The sequence below is a fragment of the Bacillus sp. FJAT-45066 genome (assembly GCF_002335755.1).
Lineage (GTDB): Bacteria > Bacillota > Bacilli > Bacillales > Bacillaceae_I > Bacillus_CD > Bacillus_CD alkalisoli.
Genome location: NZ_NISQ01000001.1, coordinates 3112267 through 3131941, shown reverse-complemented (window position 1 = coordinate 3131941; position 19675 = coordinate 3112267). Strand labels below are relative to the sequence as shown.

16 protein-coding genes and 4 tRNA genes are annotated in these 19675 nt (G+C 37.4%); 1 reads left to right on the top strand and 19 read right to left on the bottom strand.

The genetic code is table 11. From position 1 onward, the window contains the following. Positions 1-14: 14 nt before the first annotated feature. Complete coding sequence (locus tag CDZ92_RS15900; protein WP_096155760.1) at positions 15-335, bottom strand: helix-turn-helix domain-containing protein; 321 nt, start codon at positions 333-335, stop codon at positions 15-17. Between the two features lie 71 nt (positions 336-406). Next, the gene (locus CDZ92_RS15895; protein ID WP_096156198.1) at positions 407-649 is read right to left on the bottom strand and encodes a DUF4062 domain-containing protein; all 243 of its coding nucleotides are present in this window, start codon (positions 647-649) and stop codon (positions 407-409) included. Positions 650-1038: 389 nt separating this feature from the next. On the opposite strand from CDZ92_RS15895, the gene CDZ92_RS15890 reads away from it, so the two are divergent. Continuing rightward, positions 1039-2760, top strand: a complete 1722-nt coding sequence (locus CDZ92_RS15890) for a recombinase family protein (protein ID WP_255249831.1) — start codon at positions 1039-1041, stop codon at positions 2758-2760. On the opposite strand, the gene rlmH is transcribed toward CDZ92_RS15890, so the two are convergent. From rlmH to CDZ92_RS15805, 17 genes are all read right to left on the bottom strand, one after another. Continuing rightward, positions 2704-3183, bottom strand: coding sequence for a 23S rRNA (pseudouridine(1915)-N(3))-methyltransferase RlmH (gene rlmH / locus CDZ92_RS15885; RefSeq protein WP_096156197.1), 480 nt, complete (start codon positions 3181-3183; stop codon positions 2704-2706). The two genes, CDZ92_RS15890 and rlmH, sit on opposite strands and share 57 nt — an antisense overlap. Positions 3184-3266: 83 nt before the next feature. Continuing rightward, on the bottom strand, positions 3267-3422 hold the full coding sequence (locus CDZ92_RS15880; RefSeq protein WP_096156196.1) for a CxxH/CxxC protein: 156 nt from the start codon (positions 3420-3422) through the stop codon (positions 3267-3269). A gap of 334 nt (positions 3423-3756) precedes the next feature. Then, complete coding sequence (locus CDZ92_RS15875; RefSeq protein WP_096156195.1) at positions 3757-5022, bottom strand: S1C family serine protease; 1266 nt, start codon at positions 5020-5022, stop codon at positions 3757-3759. Between the two features lie 296 nt (positions 5023-5318). Continuing rightward, positions 5319-6113, bottom strand: coding sequence for an MBL fold metallo-hydrolase (locus tag CDZ92_RS15870; RefSeq protein ID WP_096156194.1), 795 nt, complete (start codon positions 6111-6113; stop codon positions 5319-5321). 5 nt (positions 6114-6118) lie between these two features. Continuing rightward, positions 6119-6910, bottom strand: coding sequence for a two-component system regulatory protein YycI (locus CDZ92_RS15865; protein WP_096156193.1), 792 nt, complete (start codon positions 6908-6910; stop codon positions 6119-6121). Between the two features lies 1 nt (position 6911). After that, positions 6912-8234, bottom strand: a complete 1323-nt coding sequence (locus tag CDZ92_RS15860; protein WP_096156192.1) for a YycH family regulatory protein — start codon at positions 8232-8234, stop codon at positions 6912-6914. Continuing rightward, complete coding sequence (gene walK / locus CDZ92_RS15855; protein WP_096156191.1) at positions 8231-10060, bottom strand: cell wall metabolism sensor histidine kinase WalK; 1830 nt, start codon at positions 10058-10060, stop codon at positions 8231-8233. Before walK ends, CDZ92_RS15860 begins: the two co-directional genes overlap by 4 nt. A gap of 6 nt (positions 10061-10066) precedes the next feature. After that, positions 10067-10768, bottom strand: a complete 702-nt coding sequence (gene yycF, locus CDZ92_RS15850) for a response regulator YycF (RefSeq protein WP_096156190.1) — start codon at positions 10766-10768, stop codon at positions 10067-10069. Positions 10769-11198: 430 nt separating this feature from the next. Further along, complete coding sequence (locus CDZ92_RS15845; protein ID WP_227521413.1) at positions 11199-12695, bottom strand: M23 family metallopeptidase; 1497 nt, start codon at positions 12693-12695, stop codon at positions 11199-11201. A 368-nt stretch (positions 12696-13063) separates the two neighbouring features. Further along, positions 13064-13136 (bottom strand) — tRNA-Phe (locus CDZ92_RS15840). A 297-nt stretch (positions 13137-13433) separates the two neighbouring features. Continuing rightward, positions 13434-13509, bottom strand: a tRNA-Asp gene (locus CDZ92_RS15835). Positions 13510-13533: 24 nt separating this feature from the next. Beyond that, positions 13534-13608 (bottom strand) — tRNA-Glu (locus CDZ92_RS15830). Between the two features lie 11 nt (positions 13609-13619). After that, positions 13620-13695 (bottom strand) — tRNA-Lys (locus CDZ92_RS15825). A gap of 294 nt (positions 13696-13989) precedes the next feature. Then, positions 13990-15276: an adenylosuccinate synthase gene (locus tag CDZ92_RS15820; protein WP_096156189.1), complete on the bottom strand. Its 1287-nt coding sequence runs from the start codon at positions 15274-15276 to the stop codon at positions 13990-13992. 225 nt (positions 15277-15501) lie between these two features. Further along, positions 15502-16869, bottom strand: a complete 1368-nt coding sequence (dnaB, locus tag CDZ92_RS15815; protein ID WP_096156188.1) for a replicative DNA helicase — start codon at positions 16867-16869, stop codon at positions 15502-15504. Positions 16870-17255: 386 nt separating this feature from the next. Beyond that, positions 17256-17705 carry a 50S ribosomal protein L9 gene (rplI, locus tag CDZ92_RS15810; RefSeq protein WP_096156187.1) on the bottom strand — a complete coding sequence of 150 codons (450 nt, stop codon included), beginning with the start codon at positions 17703-17705 and terminating at the stop codon, positions 17256-17258. Beyond that, on the bottom strand, positions 17702-19675 hold the full coding sequence (locus CDZ92_RS15805; RefSeq protein WP_096156186.1) for a DHH family phosphoesterase: 1974 nt from the start codon (positions 19673-19675) through the stop codon (positions 17702-17704). The genes rplI and CDZ92_RS15805 overlap by 4 nt, the downstream gene beginning before the upstream one ends.

Sequence of the window (19675 nt, the reverse complement as noted above, 5' to 3'; positions counted from 1 at the left end):
ACGATATTTCTTACTTACTTTTTCTCTTTGAGAAAGGTTTGGAACTTTTTTAGAATTTCGTTCTCCATTTCCTTTTCTTTTAATAATTTCTCTAATTGTTGAATACGTTTTTTATCATCTAAATTCACTGAATCAAAAGAGTTTACATGCTTATTAGTAGCTACTTTAAACGCAATAGGACCACTGTGTTTATACGTATTAACCCACCTATTTACTGTTTGACGAGTTACGTTAAATTCATCTGCGACAACTCTTACAGACATTCCATTCAATACTTTTTCTACAGCCTCTATTTTAACTTTTCCACTCAAATTAACCGATGGTTTCTTCTCCATTGTTTTTACCCCCTTATAACAGTAAAAGTCGTAACTATTTGTAACTACTTTATAACTCTATTATAAGGGGGTCAACTACTAATACCTTCATCAGTTACAGAACCATAACGATGACCAAGAATTAAAACATAATAATCACTCATATCGATGGTTGACTGAATCACCGTCCATTGATCATCATCAGCTGCACTAAACATCTCCATCCCTATAGGAAAATGATACATACCTAATATAGATTCAATAACCTTAGAACGAGCTTCTATCAAATCAGTATAAGTTGAACTAATAAATATCTGATATTTTTTATGTTCCAAAGATCGAACCTCCTTTTTTAAATTTTACCAAAAGTTCAAAATCCTTATTTGAGTCATTAATTTTTTGGTATGATGTTAAAGTCCTATTCCAACTCTCTCTTTATGGGTTTAAAAATGTACGTTCACCATTGAATTCTAACGTTGAAATGTTAATACAAGTAATTAAACTTATTGAATTATAACTACTTCGTTAGCTTCTGTAATTTTTTCACATACCCAATTATATTTTAACATTACAATCCATTTGTTTTGCACACGATTTTCTCAACAGTTTGGCCCGGTTACAGGACAATTCAATTTCACATACTAACACCTTTATCTAGTCTTCATTTTAACGAAAGGTATTTTTTACCTCCTTTAATACCAATACTGTTACAAAAGTTAAAGGAGTGATCAAACTGAATGAAATAAAAAGTATCGCCATATACTGTCGTGTCAGCACAGAAGAACAAGCAACTGAAGGTTATAGCATATCTGCCCAATTACAAACCTTACGCCAATATGCACACCTTTATGGTTGGTCTATCGCAGAAGAATATGTTGATGAAGGGATTAGCGGTAAAGATATAAAGGGCCGACCAGCAATGCAAAGAATGATATCTGATGTTGAAAAGGATAAATTTCAAGCCGTACTTGTATGGAAGATATCACGTCTTTCAAGAAATATGCTGGATACTCTTGTGCTCCTAGATAAATTCGAAGAGTATGATGTAAAGTTTATTTCCTACTCTGAGAATTTTGATACATCCAGCCCCATAGGCAAACTTGTGGTCCAATTAATGGCTTCAATTGCTGAAATGGAAAGAAATACCCTTTCTGAAAATGTCAAATTGGGCATGACCCAGAGAGCTAAAGAAGGCAGCTGGAACGGCGGCTTGGTTTTCGGGTATGATTCGATAGAAAAAGAGCTTGTCGTTAATTCGAAAGAATCAGAAATTGTTCAAATTATTTTTACTCTATATGCAGAAGGCAATGGTCTTAAGGCGATAGCTAATCATTTAAACAAAGCAGGATATCGTACAAAACATGGCAGACACTTCTCAATCAATGGCATTGCTACAATATTAGATAATCCTATCTATGTTGGGAAAATCCGTTGGTTACAAGTCGAGAACTGGGATAAGAAGAGAAGACGCGGAAAAAATTCAAACCCTATTATAGTTAAAGGGAAGCACGAAGGCATTGTCTCCGATGAACTGTGGAATATTGTTCAAGCCCGAAGACAGAGTAAGTCATTTAAATCACGTCAGTCTAACGAACCTTTTCTTTTAAATAGTATCCTTCGTTGTCCGGATTGTGGCCAAGGTATGGTGCCATCTATCACTACCTCTACTCAAAAAGATGGAAAAAAACGAAAACATCGCTATTATGTCTGTAGTAATTTTCACAATAAAGGATCATCTGCCTGTAAAGCCAATTCAATCAGAGCCTACGAAGCAGAAGATGCTGTCATTAATCGTATAACAGACTTTTTAAACGATTCAGTTGGCTTTAATCAAACCATAGATAGCATTAATAAAGATACGGTTCAATTAAACGTCATAGTCAAAGAGCAATTAGAAATTATTGAAACAGAGCTTAATGAAGCCATTTCCATGCAAGAAAAGTATATGGAAGCATTCGAACAAAACCTCTTCCCCGTATCCATATTACAGGAACGCTTACAGAAGTTAGCTAAGTCAAAGAATGACTTACACCAAAAGAAAAATGAACTCAGCGTTCAACTAAGTTCATCAGACACGAAAATCATACCACCGGACTTGATAAGGCATTTATTAGAAAAGTATGTTCAAGTATATCAACAATGCACGAGAGAAAGGAAAAAGCAATTGTTTCAACTTTTGCTAAATAAGATAACAATCAAACAATCCGACGGTCGTTCTCGAACTGTGGATAAAATAGAACTCAATTTTGACTTTTCCGAAATCAATCTGTCCAAGACATTTACACTTATCCACATACTGTATCAGAAATCGGATCATTCTGAGGAAAATTCCTCTTCAAATCCTGTTTTAAAAGACAAAATGCCACCTTATCTTCAACTTTTTTTGCCTCTATTTGTGGTACGGTTCACCCCTATTAATCCTAAACGCCCTATAAACTTGCTCTAGCAGTATTAAACGCATCATTTGATGAGGAAAAGTCATCTTAGAAAATGACAACGTATCGTTTGCTCGTTTCATAACGTCGCTACTTAGTCCGAGGGATCCACCTATGATAAAGGCTATTTTACTTTTTCCATATGTAGCCAGCTTATCTATTTCTTTTGCAAGTTCTTCGGAAGTGCGTTGTTTCCCTTCGATCGCAAGTGCTATTACATGTGTATCTTCAGAAATCTTACTTAATATTCTCTCCCCCTCTTTATCTTTCACTTGTACCATTTCCGCTTCACTTAATTGTTCAGGCGCTTTTTCATCCGCAAGCTCGATAACTTCTACTTTCGCATATGGACCAAGTCGCTTTAAAAATTCTTGAATTCCTTGTTTTAAATATTTCTCTTTTAGTTTTCCAATGGTAATTATTGAGATATTCACATGTCATCCCTACTTCATTTAAAAGTTATCAACAGAAGTTATCCACATATACACATTTTCCGTCCACATTTAGTGGGCGAATATTAGTTCCCCACCATATATACTGCTGGACTTTTGCAGAATTCACAGTCTGTTGATAACTTTTTTTCCTCTTCTACTATTTGTAGTGGAGGCGCCTCTTCATGTTGATCTATATACATTTCCATCGCTAATTCAATATGTTCTTCACAGCAAAACATCGGTAAAAATTCATCCTTTCTACTCTAACATCTTCTTTACTTTTGATAGCATACCACTTATCCACAACTGGATAAAGTTTTCTTTTATTTTTCCCTCGAAATAACTTTTCCACACCTCTTACAAAAAGAATGCTGTAGCTTTTCGCGCATATCTTCGCTTTCCGCGGGCGGGCCGGGAGCCTCCTCGACGCATCCGCGTCTGTGGGGTCTCCCGCTCCCCGCTTCTCCCGGAGGAGTCTCCGATATGCGCGAAAAGCTACAGCTAAAAAGGGTCCAAATGAAAAAAATCTTTTATATAATTAAAAAAGAGAGTATTTCTACTCTCCTAATGGTGTTATCCTTCTTCTGTTAGTTCGACTGTTACTGATTGTTGTTGTTGGCCACGGTAGAAAGTGACGGTCATTGTGTCTCCTACTTGTCTTTCGTTGTACAGGTGTTTTCTTAGATCGACAACATCGTACAGTGGCTCACCATCTAACTCTGTAATAACATCGTATTCTTGCAGTCCCGCTCTAGCTGCTGGCGAGCCTGAAGCTACATCTGTAATATAGACCCCTTCTGTTACATCAGAAGGCAGCTTTAATGTTTGTTGCCAATGATATGAAGAGATGTCTACTAAGGAACCAATACTAACACCGAAATATGGACGTCTCACCACACCAAACTCTTCTAAATCTTGAATAACCGGTATTGCAGTATTCGTTGGGATGGCTAGTCCAATTCCTTCTACTGCTTCTTGTGCAATTTTCATCGAGTTAATGCCAATAACTTTTCCACGAATATTTATAAGCGCCCCACCACTATTACCAGGATTAATCGCAGCATCAGTTTGCATTACATCTGCATGCCAGTCTGGATAGCCATCTCGGTTAATATCCACTGGAATACTTCGGTCTACGCCTGAAATAATCCCTTGTGTAACAGAACCAGAAAACTGTAATCCTAATGGGTTACCAATTGCAATAACAGGTTCCCCTGTGCGAACATTATCAGAGTTACCAAAGCTTGCCACGTTCGTTACATACGTATCATCCATCTCTAACACCGCTAAATCAGTCCAAGGGTCTTCACCTAACACCTCTGCTCTTACCCTTGTCCCATCAATTAAGCTTACCTCTACGACAGATGCTCCTTCAATCACGTGATAATTTGTTACCACATATGCTTTTCCATTTTCTCTTTTATAGATAACACCAGACCCAGTACCTGCTTCTCCTTCTTCTGTTGCCACTTCATTTTGCCAAAAGCTTGCTTGTTGAATATTAATAACTCCTACTACAGAATCGGCCACGGCATCCACGGTCCTAGTAATTTCCGTTGAAATGTTCATAGATGCATTTTGTTCACTAGGACTTTGTCCACCAATTCCTTGACCTGGCTGATTAATATTACGTACAGGTTGAATCCCTGTTCTTTCTACTGTTTGTTGCTGAGCTCTTAAATCACTAGCACTCAAATCGTTTGGAGCAAGACGTGGATAAGCTACAATGAGTAATAGTGCGACTAGAGATAAACCAACTAGTCCTGGTAAAAAAAACTTGCCACGATTTCCTTTTTGTTTGTCATTTCTCTCTTCTGTATGGTCGTCGTAATAGCCCAATTCTTACCCTTCCTTTCAGGAGAGCGCCGCTACCACTTAATACGATACAAAACGAACCAAAGACGCTTGTCATTTATGTAAAGTGTATCAAGCAGTTGATTGTAGCGCATGTCGGAGACTCCTGCGGGAGAAGTGGGGAGCGGGAGACCCCACAGACGCGAATGCGTCGAGGAGTAGGTTTTTTCACGGTAGTGAAAATAACCTTCCTTTACGCCCGCGGAAAGCGAAGACATGCGCTACAATCAACAGCGATTTAGGCTTTACACAAAAAAGAAAGGCGCAAAAGCCAAAGACTTTTACACAAAAGCTAGCGGAGTTGGTTCATTCGGGTCAGTGTCGTATAGTTCCACTTGTTCGCCAACGATAACATCGCGCGTTGCAAGTGTTTGGGTAACTGACATTCTCGCTAAATCTTTCATGTTATTATCTTTACTTAAATGCGCCAAATAAATACGTTTAGTTTTATCTCCTAAACAATCTGCCATTGCAATCGCTGCATCTTCGTTTGATACATGGCCATAATCACCTAATATACGTCGTTTAATGCTCCATGGATAGTGGCACATTTGTAACATGCTTATATCATGATTGCTTTCAAACACATACATATCTGCTTTCTCAATAACACCTTTCATCCTGTCACTCACATAGCCTGTATCTGTTATCACGACTAATTTCTTCTCACCGTAATGAAAAGAATAAAACATCGGTTCCGCTGCATCATGAGAAACGCCAAACGATTCCACACTTAAACCACCAAAATGTTTCACACTTCCTGTATCAAAAACAAACTTTTGGTCAGTCGCAATCTTACCAACAAGCCCATCCATTGCTTTCCACGTTTTTTCATTTGCATAAATAGGCAAATTATATTTACGTGCTAAAACACCAAGCCCTTTAATATGATCACTATGCTCATGTGTTACTAAAATACCGGATAACTGGTCAATTTTTTTATCTACTTTTTCAAATAACTCTTGCATCTTTTTGCCGCTCAAACCAGCATCAATTAATAGTGAATGCTCCTCTGTCGCGACATAAATTGCATTTCCAGTACTGCCGCTTGCCAGTACACTAAAATGCAGGCTCATGTCACTCACTCCAATGTTCTATATTCTTTACTTATAATATGACCTTCAAATGCATTGACGTAAAAGTCAATTTCATCGTTAACTAAAATGTGCCACGTCGGAATTAAAACGTGAGAAGCTGTTAAGCCGAGCGTGATGTAACCGAGCTCTACTTCTGATACATGGCTTCCTGGTTGTAATTCGTTTAAGTTATATAAGTTTTCTAAAGCTTTTAGTGCAAATATAACTTCTTGAGGCTCATCCATTTCTTCCATTTCGTCTATATAGGTTTGTTCATACGACTCTATTTCATTGTCATCATTTAAATAGAGCCTTAAGCTTCCACTTACGTTATTAAAAATAATTCTACCGTCGTATTTTTGAAAATAGATTAGTGCTCTTGATTCTGCGTTAATTCCCCAATAAACATATTGGTCACCATACAAAATTTGATTCTTTATTATTTGATCAAGTCTTGTCGCCGTATTTGTTTCTGGAAAGGCAAATGGCTCTTTGAACACTCCACGCAATTTCGTTTCATCTAAAATAGTCACTACTTGTTCTTTTTCTGTTTCTAGCAATTCCACCTCATCTTCGGTGAAAAATTTACTTTTACCAGTTACAAAAGAAGAACGCATCGGATCTTTTGGCAAGTCCACATACGTTATTTCATCTACTTCAAACTTCTCTTCAATCGACGTTTCTGTCAAAATATCTAACTGGCTATTATTCCTTTTTTCTACAAGATGGTAGCCTAGGAATATATTTAAGATGAGGAACGTGAAAATGAAAATGGTCTTTGTTTTGCTCCAATCCATTCTACATTCCTCCTAACTCTTCATTTCGCTGGAACACAATTGCTCTCCAACTATTGTTATATTCATACATCCAAACTGGATCAAATATATAAACACCGCTATTAGACAAATCTCTTCGTAGTTCATAACCTACTCGAAGGTTTTGTAGATTTTCACGTTCAAAGTTAGCTATTTTTTCAAGTTCCGCTAATGCTGCCTCTGCACTAGGAAGCACAATTGTCTCTTCTTCATTCGGTATCGACCATCTTAACTCAGATAATGGTCTTGTATATTGATAGATTGAGTTATTACGCCACACTTGTTTTATTTCTGACAACCCTTGTGATTGAAAAACCGGGTGATCGTTCACGTAAAGTCGGAAAGTTGCTGTATGGTCTGGATAAGACCTTTCCCAATTTACGAATAAGTATCTATCCGTCCAACCACTATGTTCATTAATAAAATGAATACTTTGCTCCACGACATTAAAATCAGGTGTATTTGTTCCATCTCCACCAATAGGGTTAGCAAATTCAAGGCGTGTCCAATTTTGATCCGCTCGCATAATTCTTGATCCGTCTGTATATTCTTCCCCACCAGCAAGAGGATCTCTCGTTACTAAGCTAGGGTCTGGAAACAGATTATCTTTAAAGCTCTCCGCAGATAAATAATTCACCATATAATGGAGCCTTTTTAATTCCACTCTTCCTGCTGGTGCAAAAATATAGTTTGCGCCAGTAACAGGTATAGCGCGATAAGCAGGATTTCTTACTGCTGGCTTAAAAAAACTTCTATCTATATTCTCAACAAATAAATTGTTCACTTTTGCACGGTAAATTCGGCGTTCGTTATAGTTTACTAAATGAAGGATTGGCTCTTCACTATCTTGTTTCACATCTAAAACTAGCCGGTCTACATATGCATTCGGATACGCCTCTTCTTGCATAGAAAAGATATATCGTAACGTTTCCATCGGAATGGTATCAGGAAAGATCACTTCCATCTTACCGCTCCCATGCATAAATTGGTAAAACTCGCTCTCTGAAACATAGGATGTGATACTTTCTATTTCATACAGATTCCAATTTCTTATTTCCTTCATTAATCGGGAAATTTCTTGATGCTCTACGGCCCCGTAATGAATCGACTCTGTATGGTATAAAATTTTATCTGGTTTAATAACATTTGCTACTTCGTGTCGTTCTCTAATTCCGACATCCTCAATTAATTTTTCATTACGAACATAATCAGGCATAGGTTGATACGTCCATAAACTCCATGTTAACACAAGACTTACTAATACGAGTACCGTCAAAATTATGGATTTTATATTTTCATATATCATGACCAATCATCCTCTTGCTCTTCTGTTAAAGGAAGTGTGAAATATATTGTCGTACCTTTTCCTTCTTCACTTTTCGCCCAAATATGCCCGTCATGCGCTTCAATCATTTCTTTTGCGATTGCAAGACCTAATCCTGTGCCACCTAATTGCCTTGTACGCGCTTTATCAACTCTATAAAAACGATCAAATATTTTATCCACTTCGTTACTAGGAATACCTACACCTTCGTCACTTACACTTACTTGCAACATATGGCCTTCTTCTATTAGACGAAAAGTAACGGTTCCACCTTCTGGAGAATATTTCATGGCGTTGGAGATAATATTGTCTAATACTTGCGTTATTTTATCTTCATCCATTCGAACAAAAAATTCCTTCTCCGGAATTTCTCTTACAAAAGTAACATTTTGATTTTTAGATAGTTCAAATCGGTCAATAATTCGATTGTAAAAATAGACAAAATCTAACGAATCTTTATGGAGTCTGTAGTCTGTACTGTCCATTTTAGAGAGTTGTAGCAAGTCGTTCACTAATCGGATCATTCGTTCTGTTTCTGTTTGAGTAACATCTAGAAACTTTGGTGCAATCTCTTTATCTTCCCATGCACCATCAGCTAATGCTTCTAAATAGCTCCTCATCGTTGTTAATGGCGTTCTCAGTTCGTGTGACACGTTTGCAACAAACTCGCGACGCTCTTGATCAATTTTTTCTTGTTCTGTAATATCATGAAGAACGGTAATAAGTCCGTTAACGAACCCTGTTTCCTTTTTAATGACAGAGTTACTAGCTCTTAAAATATATGGTTTTTTGTGTGTACTAAAATCTAAGATTAACGAATCTGGCCCATCAACTAACGTTTCAAACGTGAATTCCTCGTTCACACCAAGTACTTCTACTATCGGCTTCGATAACACTGTTTCACGTGGAACATTCAACATACGTATAGCAGGTTCATTAATTAACATCACGCGCCCTTTACGATCGGTTGCAATGACGCCATCTGTCATATGAGCGAGAACGGAACTTAATTTGCGTCGTTCTCCTTCTGTCGTTGCCTGCGCTTCTTGTAATTTACGGGTCAAGTTATTAAAAGAATAGGCCAATTGACCAATTTCATCTTGGCCATATATTTTAACTTTACGTGTAAAGTTACCCTTAGCCATCTCTAATGCTTGTTTACGCATATCAGACATCGGTCTTGTAATCGTTTGAGCAAGCAGAACCCCTAATACTGCCGTAACAGCAAGCGCAATAATGGTTCCAGTTGCTAAAATGTTATTAGTTTGCCGCATTTGGTCATATACATTTTCCATAGAAGCAATAAGATATATGGCTCCAATAATCTCTTGGTTATTTGTTTTAATAGGAACCGCTATTACCCGCATTCGATGTCCAGTATTTGGGTCAATCTCCATCTTACGTGAAGATGTCCCGACTGCTAGTGCCCGCTTAACAATTAACTCTGTTGTCCTTTTACCGACATATTTTGATTTATTATACGGGTTAGATGTACCTAACACCCTACTTTTATTATCAATAACACGTACCTCATTAATATCTTCAGAAGTGATATCTTGAAGAATACGTCCAATGTCCTCTTCCTGAGAAGGCATTGTCTCATCTCGCGGCTTTTTCATCTCCTGTTCAATGTTGTACGCTAACAAATGCATATGCTCCTGTAAGGAGTTTGTGAAGTTTTCCACAAGCTGAGTCTCTAACTGCCTAACAAAGTATACACCAATAATTTGCATAGCAATTAAGATGAGTAATACGTAAATTAAAACGAACTTCAAATGAATGGAACGAAAAAAGCTAACTTTCCTCATGTAGGACTACTCCTGGTCAGCATGACGCAAGTAGTAACCTACACCCCTTCTTGTTACGATCCATGCTGGATGACTAGGATTATCTTCAATCTTTTCGCGTAAACGGCGTACCGTTACATCGACTGTTCTTACATCTCCAAAGTAATCGTAACCCCATACAGTTTGAAGTAGGTGTTCTCGCGTTAATACTTGTCCAATGTGTTTTGCTAAGTAGTGTAGTAGTTCGAATTCACGATGTGTTAAATCAACCATTTCGCCACGCTTTGTTACCATGTAAGCATCAGGATGAATAATTAATGCCCCAACAGGAATGTCGTTTGTCGTATCTGTTGGATTGGCTTTCGTATTTTGACGGCGTAAATTAGCCTTAACCCTTGCAATTAATTCACGTGTACTAAATGGCTTGGTCACATAATCATCCGCACCAAGTTCTAGACCTAATACTTTATCTATTTCGGAATCTTTTGCTGTTAACATAATGATTGGCATATCATATTTCTTTCTTACTTCTCTACATACTTCCATTCCATCTTTTTCTGGAAGCATGATATCTAATAGAATTAGATCTGGTTTTAATTCTTCTACTTTCTTTACTGCTTCTGCACCATCGTAAGCGCAAGTTACGTCAAAACCTTCTTTTTGAAGGTTAAATTTTAATATATCTGCAATTGGTTTTTCATCATCGACTACAAGAATACGTTTTTCCATGTGAAATACTCTCCTTTATATTAAAAGATAATATTAATTACTTTACCCATTTTCGAAAAGGCTGTTTCCATTCTAAACTTGTTAATTGAAGTGGCAGGCACTCGCTTTCCGCGGGCGGTCAAAAGGAAGGTTATTTTCACTGTCGTGAAAAAACCTACTCCTCGGCGCATTAGCGCCTGTGGGGTCTCACTTAACACGCTTTTCCCGCAGGAGTCTCGCGCCTGCCACTTCAATCAACAAGGAATGGTATGTTTAAGAAATAAACTTATAAAAGATTTTCAGAAAAAATACTTTAATATCTTTACTTTACCATGTGTACATGTTTAAAGCATCTTTTTAGAGGGAAAGTAATCTATACGTAATAATTTAATCAATCTATATAGAAAAACCTCTAGCAAGGGGTTATTCTCATGCTAGAGGTCGAATTCTGTTATCTACTTAAATAGTTTAGTGGGTTTTTCAGTTGTCCGTTTTGATACACTTCGAAATGAAGGTGAATACCTGTTGAGTTTCCAGTAGATCCCATTACTCCAATACTTTGACCTCTAGCTACCGTTTGACCTCTAGAGACACTCATGGAAGAAAGATGAGCATATACTGTTTTCATTCCGTTTTGGTGGTTTATTACAATCTTATTTCCGTATCCACCATCCCAGCCTGCAGATTCCACAATACCATTGTCTGCTGCTTTAATAGTTCTATCACTTGGTCGAGCAATATCAATACCTTTATGGTAGCTTCCCCAACGATAGCCCATTTTACTTGAAACATAACCGCCTACAGCAGGCCATGCAAGGGATCCAGTCCCTCTAGAAGGAATCACTTTTGTTCCTCTTAATACAATTTTATCTATAGGTTCTTTCGTCACTTTTTCTTCAATAATATCTGTGCGAACGACTACGCCGTTTTGTCTTGTAACGATAGAGTTTACAGTACGCTCACCATTCTGACCTTCTTGCTTCACACTCGTTTCACCTTTAAGTCTGTTGGCGTCATCTTCTACCTTTTGTTCATATGCAATTTCTTCTATTCTGAAGCGTTCTTCTTCAACAATTATATGAATGTATGGTTTATAAGCAGTAACATTTAACTTATCGCCAACTCGTAACAATGAATCTTCTTTAATAGAAGGATTTAAGTGTAATAGTTCACTAGTTGATAAGTTATGGTCTTGTGCAATAGAGCCTAATACGTCCCCTTCTTGCACTTCGTATTGCTTTTCTTCAAGTGTACCTTTTTTCAATAAATTAATTGCTTTTTTAACAGATAAAATATTTTCTAATGAAACTTTTTCTTTATTTATTGAAACTTTTTCCGTCATTCGCACGTCTAATATACGAGACTGATTTTCTTGAAGAGGTGGTAACTCTTCATTGATTTCTTTTCTACTTTCGATTTCAGCAAGCTCTTCTTCTGAAACAAAATCAAGTTTTAATTTATAAATAGCTTCTTCTGCTGCCTCTTCTGAATGAAGATACACAACCGGCTCTTCTTCTACAAAAATAACAGCACCATTTGCCTTAATCTCTACTTTATCTAAAACTCGGTCTAATACCCTCTGATTATTCGTTGAATAACGAAATACTTTTTCTGATATGTAGGAGATTTCATTTCCAATCGTTAAGTCAAGATCTATATGCTTCTTTTGGGCTTCCGTAATTTTTGAATCAATTGCTTTTTGCACTTGCTCTTTTTCTTCTACAGCTCCAATGAGTTGACCATCTACATACACGTGATGGATTGTGCTTAACAATGGATTATTAGCGGCAGTAACAGACATAGCTCCTATTGATAAAGTCGTAACAGCTACTGTTGTGAAAATTGCCTTTTTTCCTAATTCATTTAGACAGCTACTCGTGTACATATGTAAATTTTTATTTAGTTTTTGTATGTATTGTTTTGTTTTACTCTTTAACTGGCCTAGCATGGTTAGTACCCCCTGAGTCCAATTCTCTTTAATATGTAAGAAAAATAGGTCTTTAATAACATACTTTCTTTTTTACACTTCTTTACCATAACATATTTTGATAAAAAAATAGAATAGTAGAATCGAATATGTAACATAATTGTATTATTGTTGTCATATTTATCCGTTAATTTAGACGATTTTTGTAACATTAGTGATTATTTTGGACTAGCTTGTAAGTATGAAGGACGGAATAAATGTAGAAATAGAGGGCTTTTCCTACTACTTTTACTAAAATTAACGTATTTTTCTTTTTTCTATCTAAACAATTAGTATTATAAAGCAATAAAAAAACCATCAAGATGTTATCATCTTGATGGTTTTTTGGATGGCTCGGGACGGAATCGAACCGCCGACACATGGATTTTCAGTCCATTGCTCTACCAACTGAGCTACCGAGCCGCATTATTATTTGGTTAATATTTTATTTATATTACGCTAGCCAGTCCATCGCCCAAATTTCAGAAAGATTATTCAAGAAGCAGTTCAATTTGTGCGCTGAAGCATCGCTTCGCAGTTTACTCGTTCGTGCTCTACCAACTGAGCTACCGAGCCCTGTTCGGCTTGCGATAAGCGTCGAATTTCTTCGTCAACTTCACTCACTCACATCCTCACGTATGTCAAATACGCTCCGGTACGTTCGCTTGTTTCCTCGAACTTCTCGCTTCTCTCAACCCTCAAATATTTATAGTTTTTAAATGGCGGTCCCGACCGGGATCGAACCGGCGATCTCCTGCGTGACAGGCAGGCATGTTAACCGCTACACCACGGGACCAGATAAATCTGTCATTATGAAAAATGGTGACCCATACGGGATTCGAACCCGTGTTACCGCCGTGAAAGGGCGGTGTCTTAACCGCTTGACCAATGGGCCTAAAAATTAAATGGTGTGCCATGAAGGATTCGAACCTTCGACCCTCTGATTAAAAGTCAGATGCTCTACCAACTGAGCTAATGGCACATATTTTTAAAGTATCCGCTTATTTTAACAGGATTACTATTTTGTTCATTCGAAGAAGCTTACTCTGTTTGACGTCCACACCTCAGAAAGATCATTCAAGTAGCAACTCGGCGTGTACGCTGATGTATTGCTTCACAGCTTACTCAACGTGCTCTACCAACTGAGCTAATGGCACTTAAGATTTTACAATCTGTTTTGACGACGTTTTTTATATTATCATAGTTTTGTATAACAATGCAATAGTTTTTCAAAAAAAAGTCCCTCTCTTCTTTTCGAGAGGGACTTTCACTATATTTACGCGTACACACTACGCACTATATTTGTTTGTGAACGATCAGGTCCTACTGAGAAAATAGATAATGGTATTCCAGTTAACTGAGATACGCGCTCTAAATAGTGACGAGCATTTTCAGGTAACTCACTTAAGTTTTTCACACCAGTAATATCGTCTTTCCAACCTGGCATTTCTTCATAAACAGGCTCACATTCTGCAAGCACTTTTAAGCTAGCTGGGAACTCTTCGATAATTTCTCCCTTGTATCGGTAAGCGACACAAATTTTTAATGTTTCAATCCCTGTTAAAACATCAATGGAGTTTAAAGATAAGTCGGTAATTCCACTAACTCTACGTGCATGACGAACAACTACACTATCGAACCAACCGATACGACGAGGTCTGCCAGTAGTCGTTCCGTATTCACGACCTACTTCACGAATTAGGTTTCCAATTTCATCATGTAGTTCTGTTGGGAACGGTCCATCACCTACACGAGTAGTATAAGCTTTTGAAACTCCTACAACGTTTTTGATTTTAGAAGGTCCAACTCCCGAGCCAATCGTTACTCCACCTGCTACAGGGTTAGAGCTCGTTACGAATGGGTATGTACCTTGGTCAATATCTAACATAACACCTTGAGCACCTTCAAATAGTACGCGACGTCCACCGTCTAATGCATCATTTAAAACGACCGATGTGTCACATACGTACTTTGCTACTTGTTGGCCATACTCATAATACTCGTCCAGAATGTCTTCTAACTCGAACCCTTCTGTCTCGTACATTTTCTCTAATAGACGATTTTTTTCTGCTAAGTTATGCGTAAGCTTTTCTTCAAAGATTTCACGGTCTAATAGGTCAGCAATTCGGATACCAACACGAGCCGCTTTGTCCATATACGCAGGTCCAATACCTTTTTTCGTTGTACCAATTTTATTTGCACCTTTACGTTCTTCTTCTACTTCATCTAATTTTAAGTGATAAGGTAGAATAACGTGTGCGCGGTTACTGATACGTAAGTTATCTGTCGTAACGCCACGATCATGTAAGTATTTTAATTCTTTTACAAGTGCTTTAGGGTCCACAACCATTCCGTTACCAATCACACAAGCTTTATCTGAATAAAAAATCCCGGAAGGAATTAAATGTAATTTATACGTTTCACCATTAAATTTGATTGTATGTCCTGCATTGTTACCACCTTGGTAACGCGCAATTACTTCTGCATTTTCTGATAGGAAATCGGTAATTTTTCCTTTACCTTCATCGCCCCACTGTGTTCCTACTACGACTACTGATGTCATAGAATGTACACCTCCGCTTTATATATGCTTTTATGGCTTTTATGGCTTTTATAGCTTGCCTCAAACAAACTAAGTTTATCAGCATATTATTCCAAAGTCAATTAAAACACGAACATTAATTTATACTAATTAATAATTTGTTCGTGAAAACACCAACTAATTTACCATTTACTCTTATAAAAGACAAAAACACCTACTAAAGTAAGTGTTTTTCCCTTTTTATATTTATGCTCCTGGTGGAACTGCTTCATCGTCAAACCGTCGTTCAAGGTTAACGAACTTGTTGTATTCTTTTACGAACGCTAACGATACTGTACCAACTGGACCGTTACGCTGTTTAGCAATAATAATTTCAATAATATTTTTGTTTTCACTTTCTTTATCATAATAGTCATCACGATATAAGAAAGCGACGATATCAGCATCCTGCTCAATACTTCCTGATTCACGAATATCCGACATCATCGGACGCTTATCTTGACGTTGCTCTACTCCACGAGATAGCTGTGATAGGGCAATAACAGGTACCTTTAACTCCCTCGCAAGTGCTTTTAAGGAACGAGAAATTTCAGATACTTCCTGTTGACGGTTTTCTCCGCCGCCTCTACCGCTACCTTGGATAAGCTGTAAGTAGTCAATTAATATCATTCCAAGACCACTTTCTTGCTTTAATCTACGACACTTCGAGCGAATTTCACTAACACGTATACCTGGTGTATCATCTATAAAAATACCTGAATTAGATAAGCTACCCATCGCCATCGTTAATTTACCCCAGTCCTCCGATGTTAATTGACCTGTACGTAAGTTTTGGGCATTAATATTTCCTTCAGCACAAAGCATCCTCATTACTAGCTGTTCGGCACCCATCTCTAAACTGAAAATCGCCACGTTCTCCTTTGCTTTTACCCCTACGTTTTGCGCAATATTTAAAGCAAACGCTGTTTTACCTACAGAAGGACGGGCAGCAACAATAATAAGATCGTTACGTTGGAATCCAGCAGTCATTCTATCTAACTCTGTAAAGCCAGTTGGAATACCTGTTATATCCCCTTTACGATTATGAAGCGTTTCTATATTATCATATGTTTTCACTAATACATCTTTAATATTTTGGAAAACACCTGCATTTTTACGTTGGGAAACTTCTAAGATTTGTTTTTCCGCTTCATTTAATAAACCAGCAACCTCATCTTCGCGCGAATAACCTTCTTGGGCAATATGGGTAGCTGTACGTATTAAACGGCGTAATATAGACTTTTCTTCTACAATTTTAGCGTAATATTCAATGTTAGCTGCAGTCGGTACGGCGTTTGCTATATCACTTAAGTAGGATACGCCACCAACTTCTTCTAATATTTTTAGATTTGCTAACTCCGTTGAGACAGTTACCAAGTCAATAGGTTCACCTTTATCCGCTAGATTTAACATAGCATCATAAATTTTCTGATGGGCAGCACGATAAAAGTCATCAGGTAATAGCAACTCAGATGCTAAAGTTAAACTAGCTGGTTCAAGAAAAATAGCACCAATTACCGCTTGTTCCGCTTCAATATTTTGAGGTGGTATGCGATCAGCAAAAAGGTCACTCATCTTATTTGTCCTCCCTTCCCCTTATAACATTTCCTATCTATTTTATACTTATATTTTCTTCACAATTTATCATTTTGTCAAAAACTCTTTTTAAATGACACGGTTGATTTCCGCGCAAGTCTCCGCTTTCCGCGGGCGTGGCTGGAGCCTCCTCGACTTCGCCTGTGGGGTCTCCAGTCCCCCGCTTATCCCGCAGGAGTCTACAACTTGCGCGGAAATCAACCGCTTGTAATATTTACAAAAAAGATCATGTTCTATATCAAACTTAGTTTTGTCAAAAAGAAAACCCGGCAAATAGCCGAGCTTATGTGATAAAGATTAACATGTGTAGTATAAAAGTTCAATGCTAAAACTTTGGTAGAAAATCCAATCTGATATAAGTTCTGTTATTTAAGTTCTGTTGCGTGGACTTTTAATGTTGCTGTTACTTCACTGTGTAACTTTACAGGAACATTTGTAAAACCAAGCGTTCTAATCGCATCATTAAGCTCCATTTTACGCTTGTCAATTTTGATATTATGCTTCTTCTGTAATTCTTCTGCAATTTGTTTCGTTGTAATAGAACCGAAAAGGCGTCCACCTTCTCCAGCTTTTGTAGCGATTTCAACTGTTAACTTTTCTAATGTCTCTTTTAGAGCTTGTGCATTTTTCAACTCATCTGCCGCTTCTTTACGCTCTTTGTTTTTTTGAGCCTCTAAAGACTTCATGTTCGCATTTGTTGCTTCCATCGCATAACCGTTTTTGATAAGGAAATTATGAGCATATCCATCTGCTACATTTTTCACTTCCCCTTTTTTTCCTTTTCCTTTTACATCTTGTAAGAAAATAACTTTCATTCTTTTTCTCCTCCTTCAAAGTGTTCATCAATTACTTCTTTTAGTTTCTCTTCGGCATCTTCTAAACTCATTTTAAGCTGTGTCGCAGCATTTGTTAAATGTCCTCCACCTTCAAGTCTTTCCATTAACAATTGAACGTTAACATCGCCTAGTGACCTCGCACTTATTCCTACTTGGTCTTCCGTACGATTGGCAATAACAAATGAAGTATGAATATCACTCATAGCTAGTAGTGTGTCTGCCGCTTGAGCAATCATTACTTGGTCAAAGATTTCATATTTATTCCCTAAAGCAATAACCACGCCGTCTTTGTATAAATAAGCACTTTCAATCAGCTTCGCACGTTTCACGAAGTTATCTAAGTCTTCTTTTAAAAACTTCTGTACTAGTATCGTATCTGCGCCTTGTGAACGTAAGTAGGATGCAGCATCAAACGTACGAGAACCCGTTCTTACCGTAAAACTTTTCGTATCGACAATAATACCAGCTAGTAGCGCTGTCGCCTCTAGCATCGTAATTTTCAAGCGTTTCGGTTGATACTGAATAAGTTCTGTTACTAACTCCGCTGTCGAAGACGCATATGGTTCCATATAAACTAATAATGGATCTTCAATAAAATCTTCGCCACGACGATGATGGTCAATGACAACTATTTTATCAAACTTATTTAATAGCTTTTCATCAATGACTAAGGAAGGTTTATGTGTATCCACAATAACCAATAACGTTTCCGAAGTAGAAATCTCATAGGCATCATCTGGTGAAATAAATCTTTCCCATAACTTATCGTTTACTTTTACTTCATCTAACAATCTTTTAATACTTGTATCCACTTCTTGATTATTAAGGACGATAAACGCTTCTTTTTGATTCAGTTCTGCGACTTTCGCTATTCCAATAGAAGCACCGATCGCATCCATATCTGGAAAACGATGCCCCATAACGATGACTTTATCACTATCATTTATTAATTCTTTTAATGCGTGAGAAATAACCCTAGCTCTAACACGTGTACGTTTTTCCATCGGGTTTGTTTTTCCACCATAAAAACGCACCTTACCGTTTGTTTGTTTAATCGCAACCTGGTCACCACCACGACCTAATGCTAAGTCCAAGCTAGATTGTGCTTGTTGCCCTAACTCAGGAAGTGAGGATAATCCTGTACCGATCCCTACACTCAGTGTTAATGGCATACTATGTTTAGCGGTTTGCTCACGAACTTCATCTAGTATGGAAAATTTATTTTTTTCCAGTTGTACTAATATACTTTCATTTAGGACAGCTACAAACCTTTCAGTAGATGTTCTCTTTAAAAAGACACCATTATCTGTTGCCCATTTATTAACGATCGATGTAACTTGGCTGTTAATAGTGCTTTTCGTTTGATCATCCAACCCTTGTGTAACTTCGTCGTAGTTATCTAAAAAGATAACCCCTACAACTGTTCTTTCTGCTTCATATAATTTCTCAATTTGTGCTTGTTCTGTTACATCAAAGAAATATAAAAGTCTTTCCGACCGTTTGCTGACAACTTTGTACTTTCTGTCATAAAAACTAATAATTTCTGTTTCAGACTCTCCCTGTTTCAGAAATGGGATAAGTTCTTCACCAACCTCATAAATAGAACGTCCTACTAAGGTTTCTTCGTGGAAGCATGAAGCTAAAAAAGGATTAGCCCACTCAATTTGAAAGTCGTCATTATATAGCATAATACCAATCGGCATTTCCATTAATGCTTCTTCTCCTACCTTTTTCAAACGGTAAGATAACGTAGAAATATATTGCTCCATCTCTTTCTGATACTGCTTTTCTTCGTTGCGATAATAATACAAAATAAAAATTAGAAAAACTAAACTAATTACTCCTATTAGCCATTGATGAAAAATGATTACTACCAGCTGAAGTGCAGCCAATGCTAGCAACGTAAAAAACGGTAGATTTATTCGTTGCTTATCTAAATGATTAGGCAT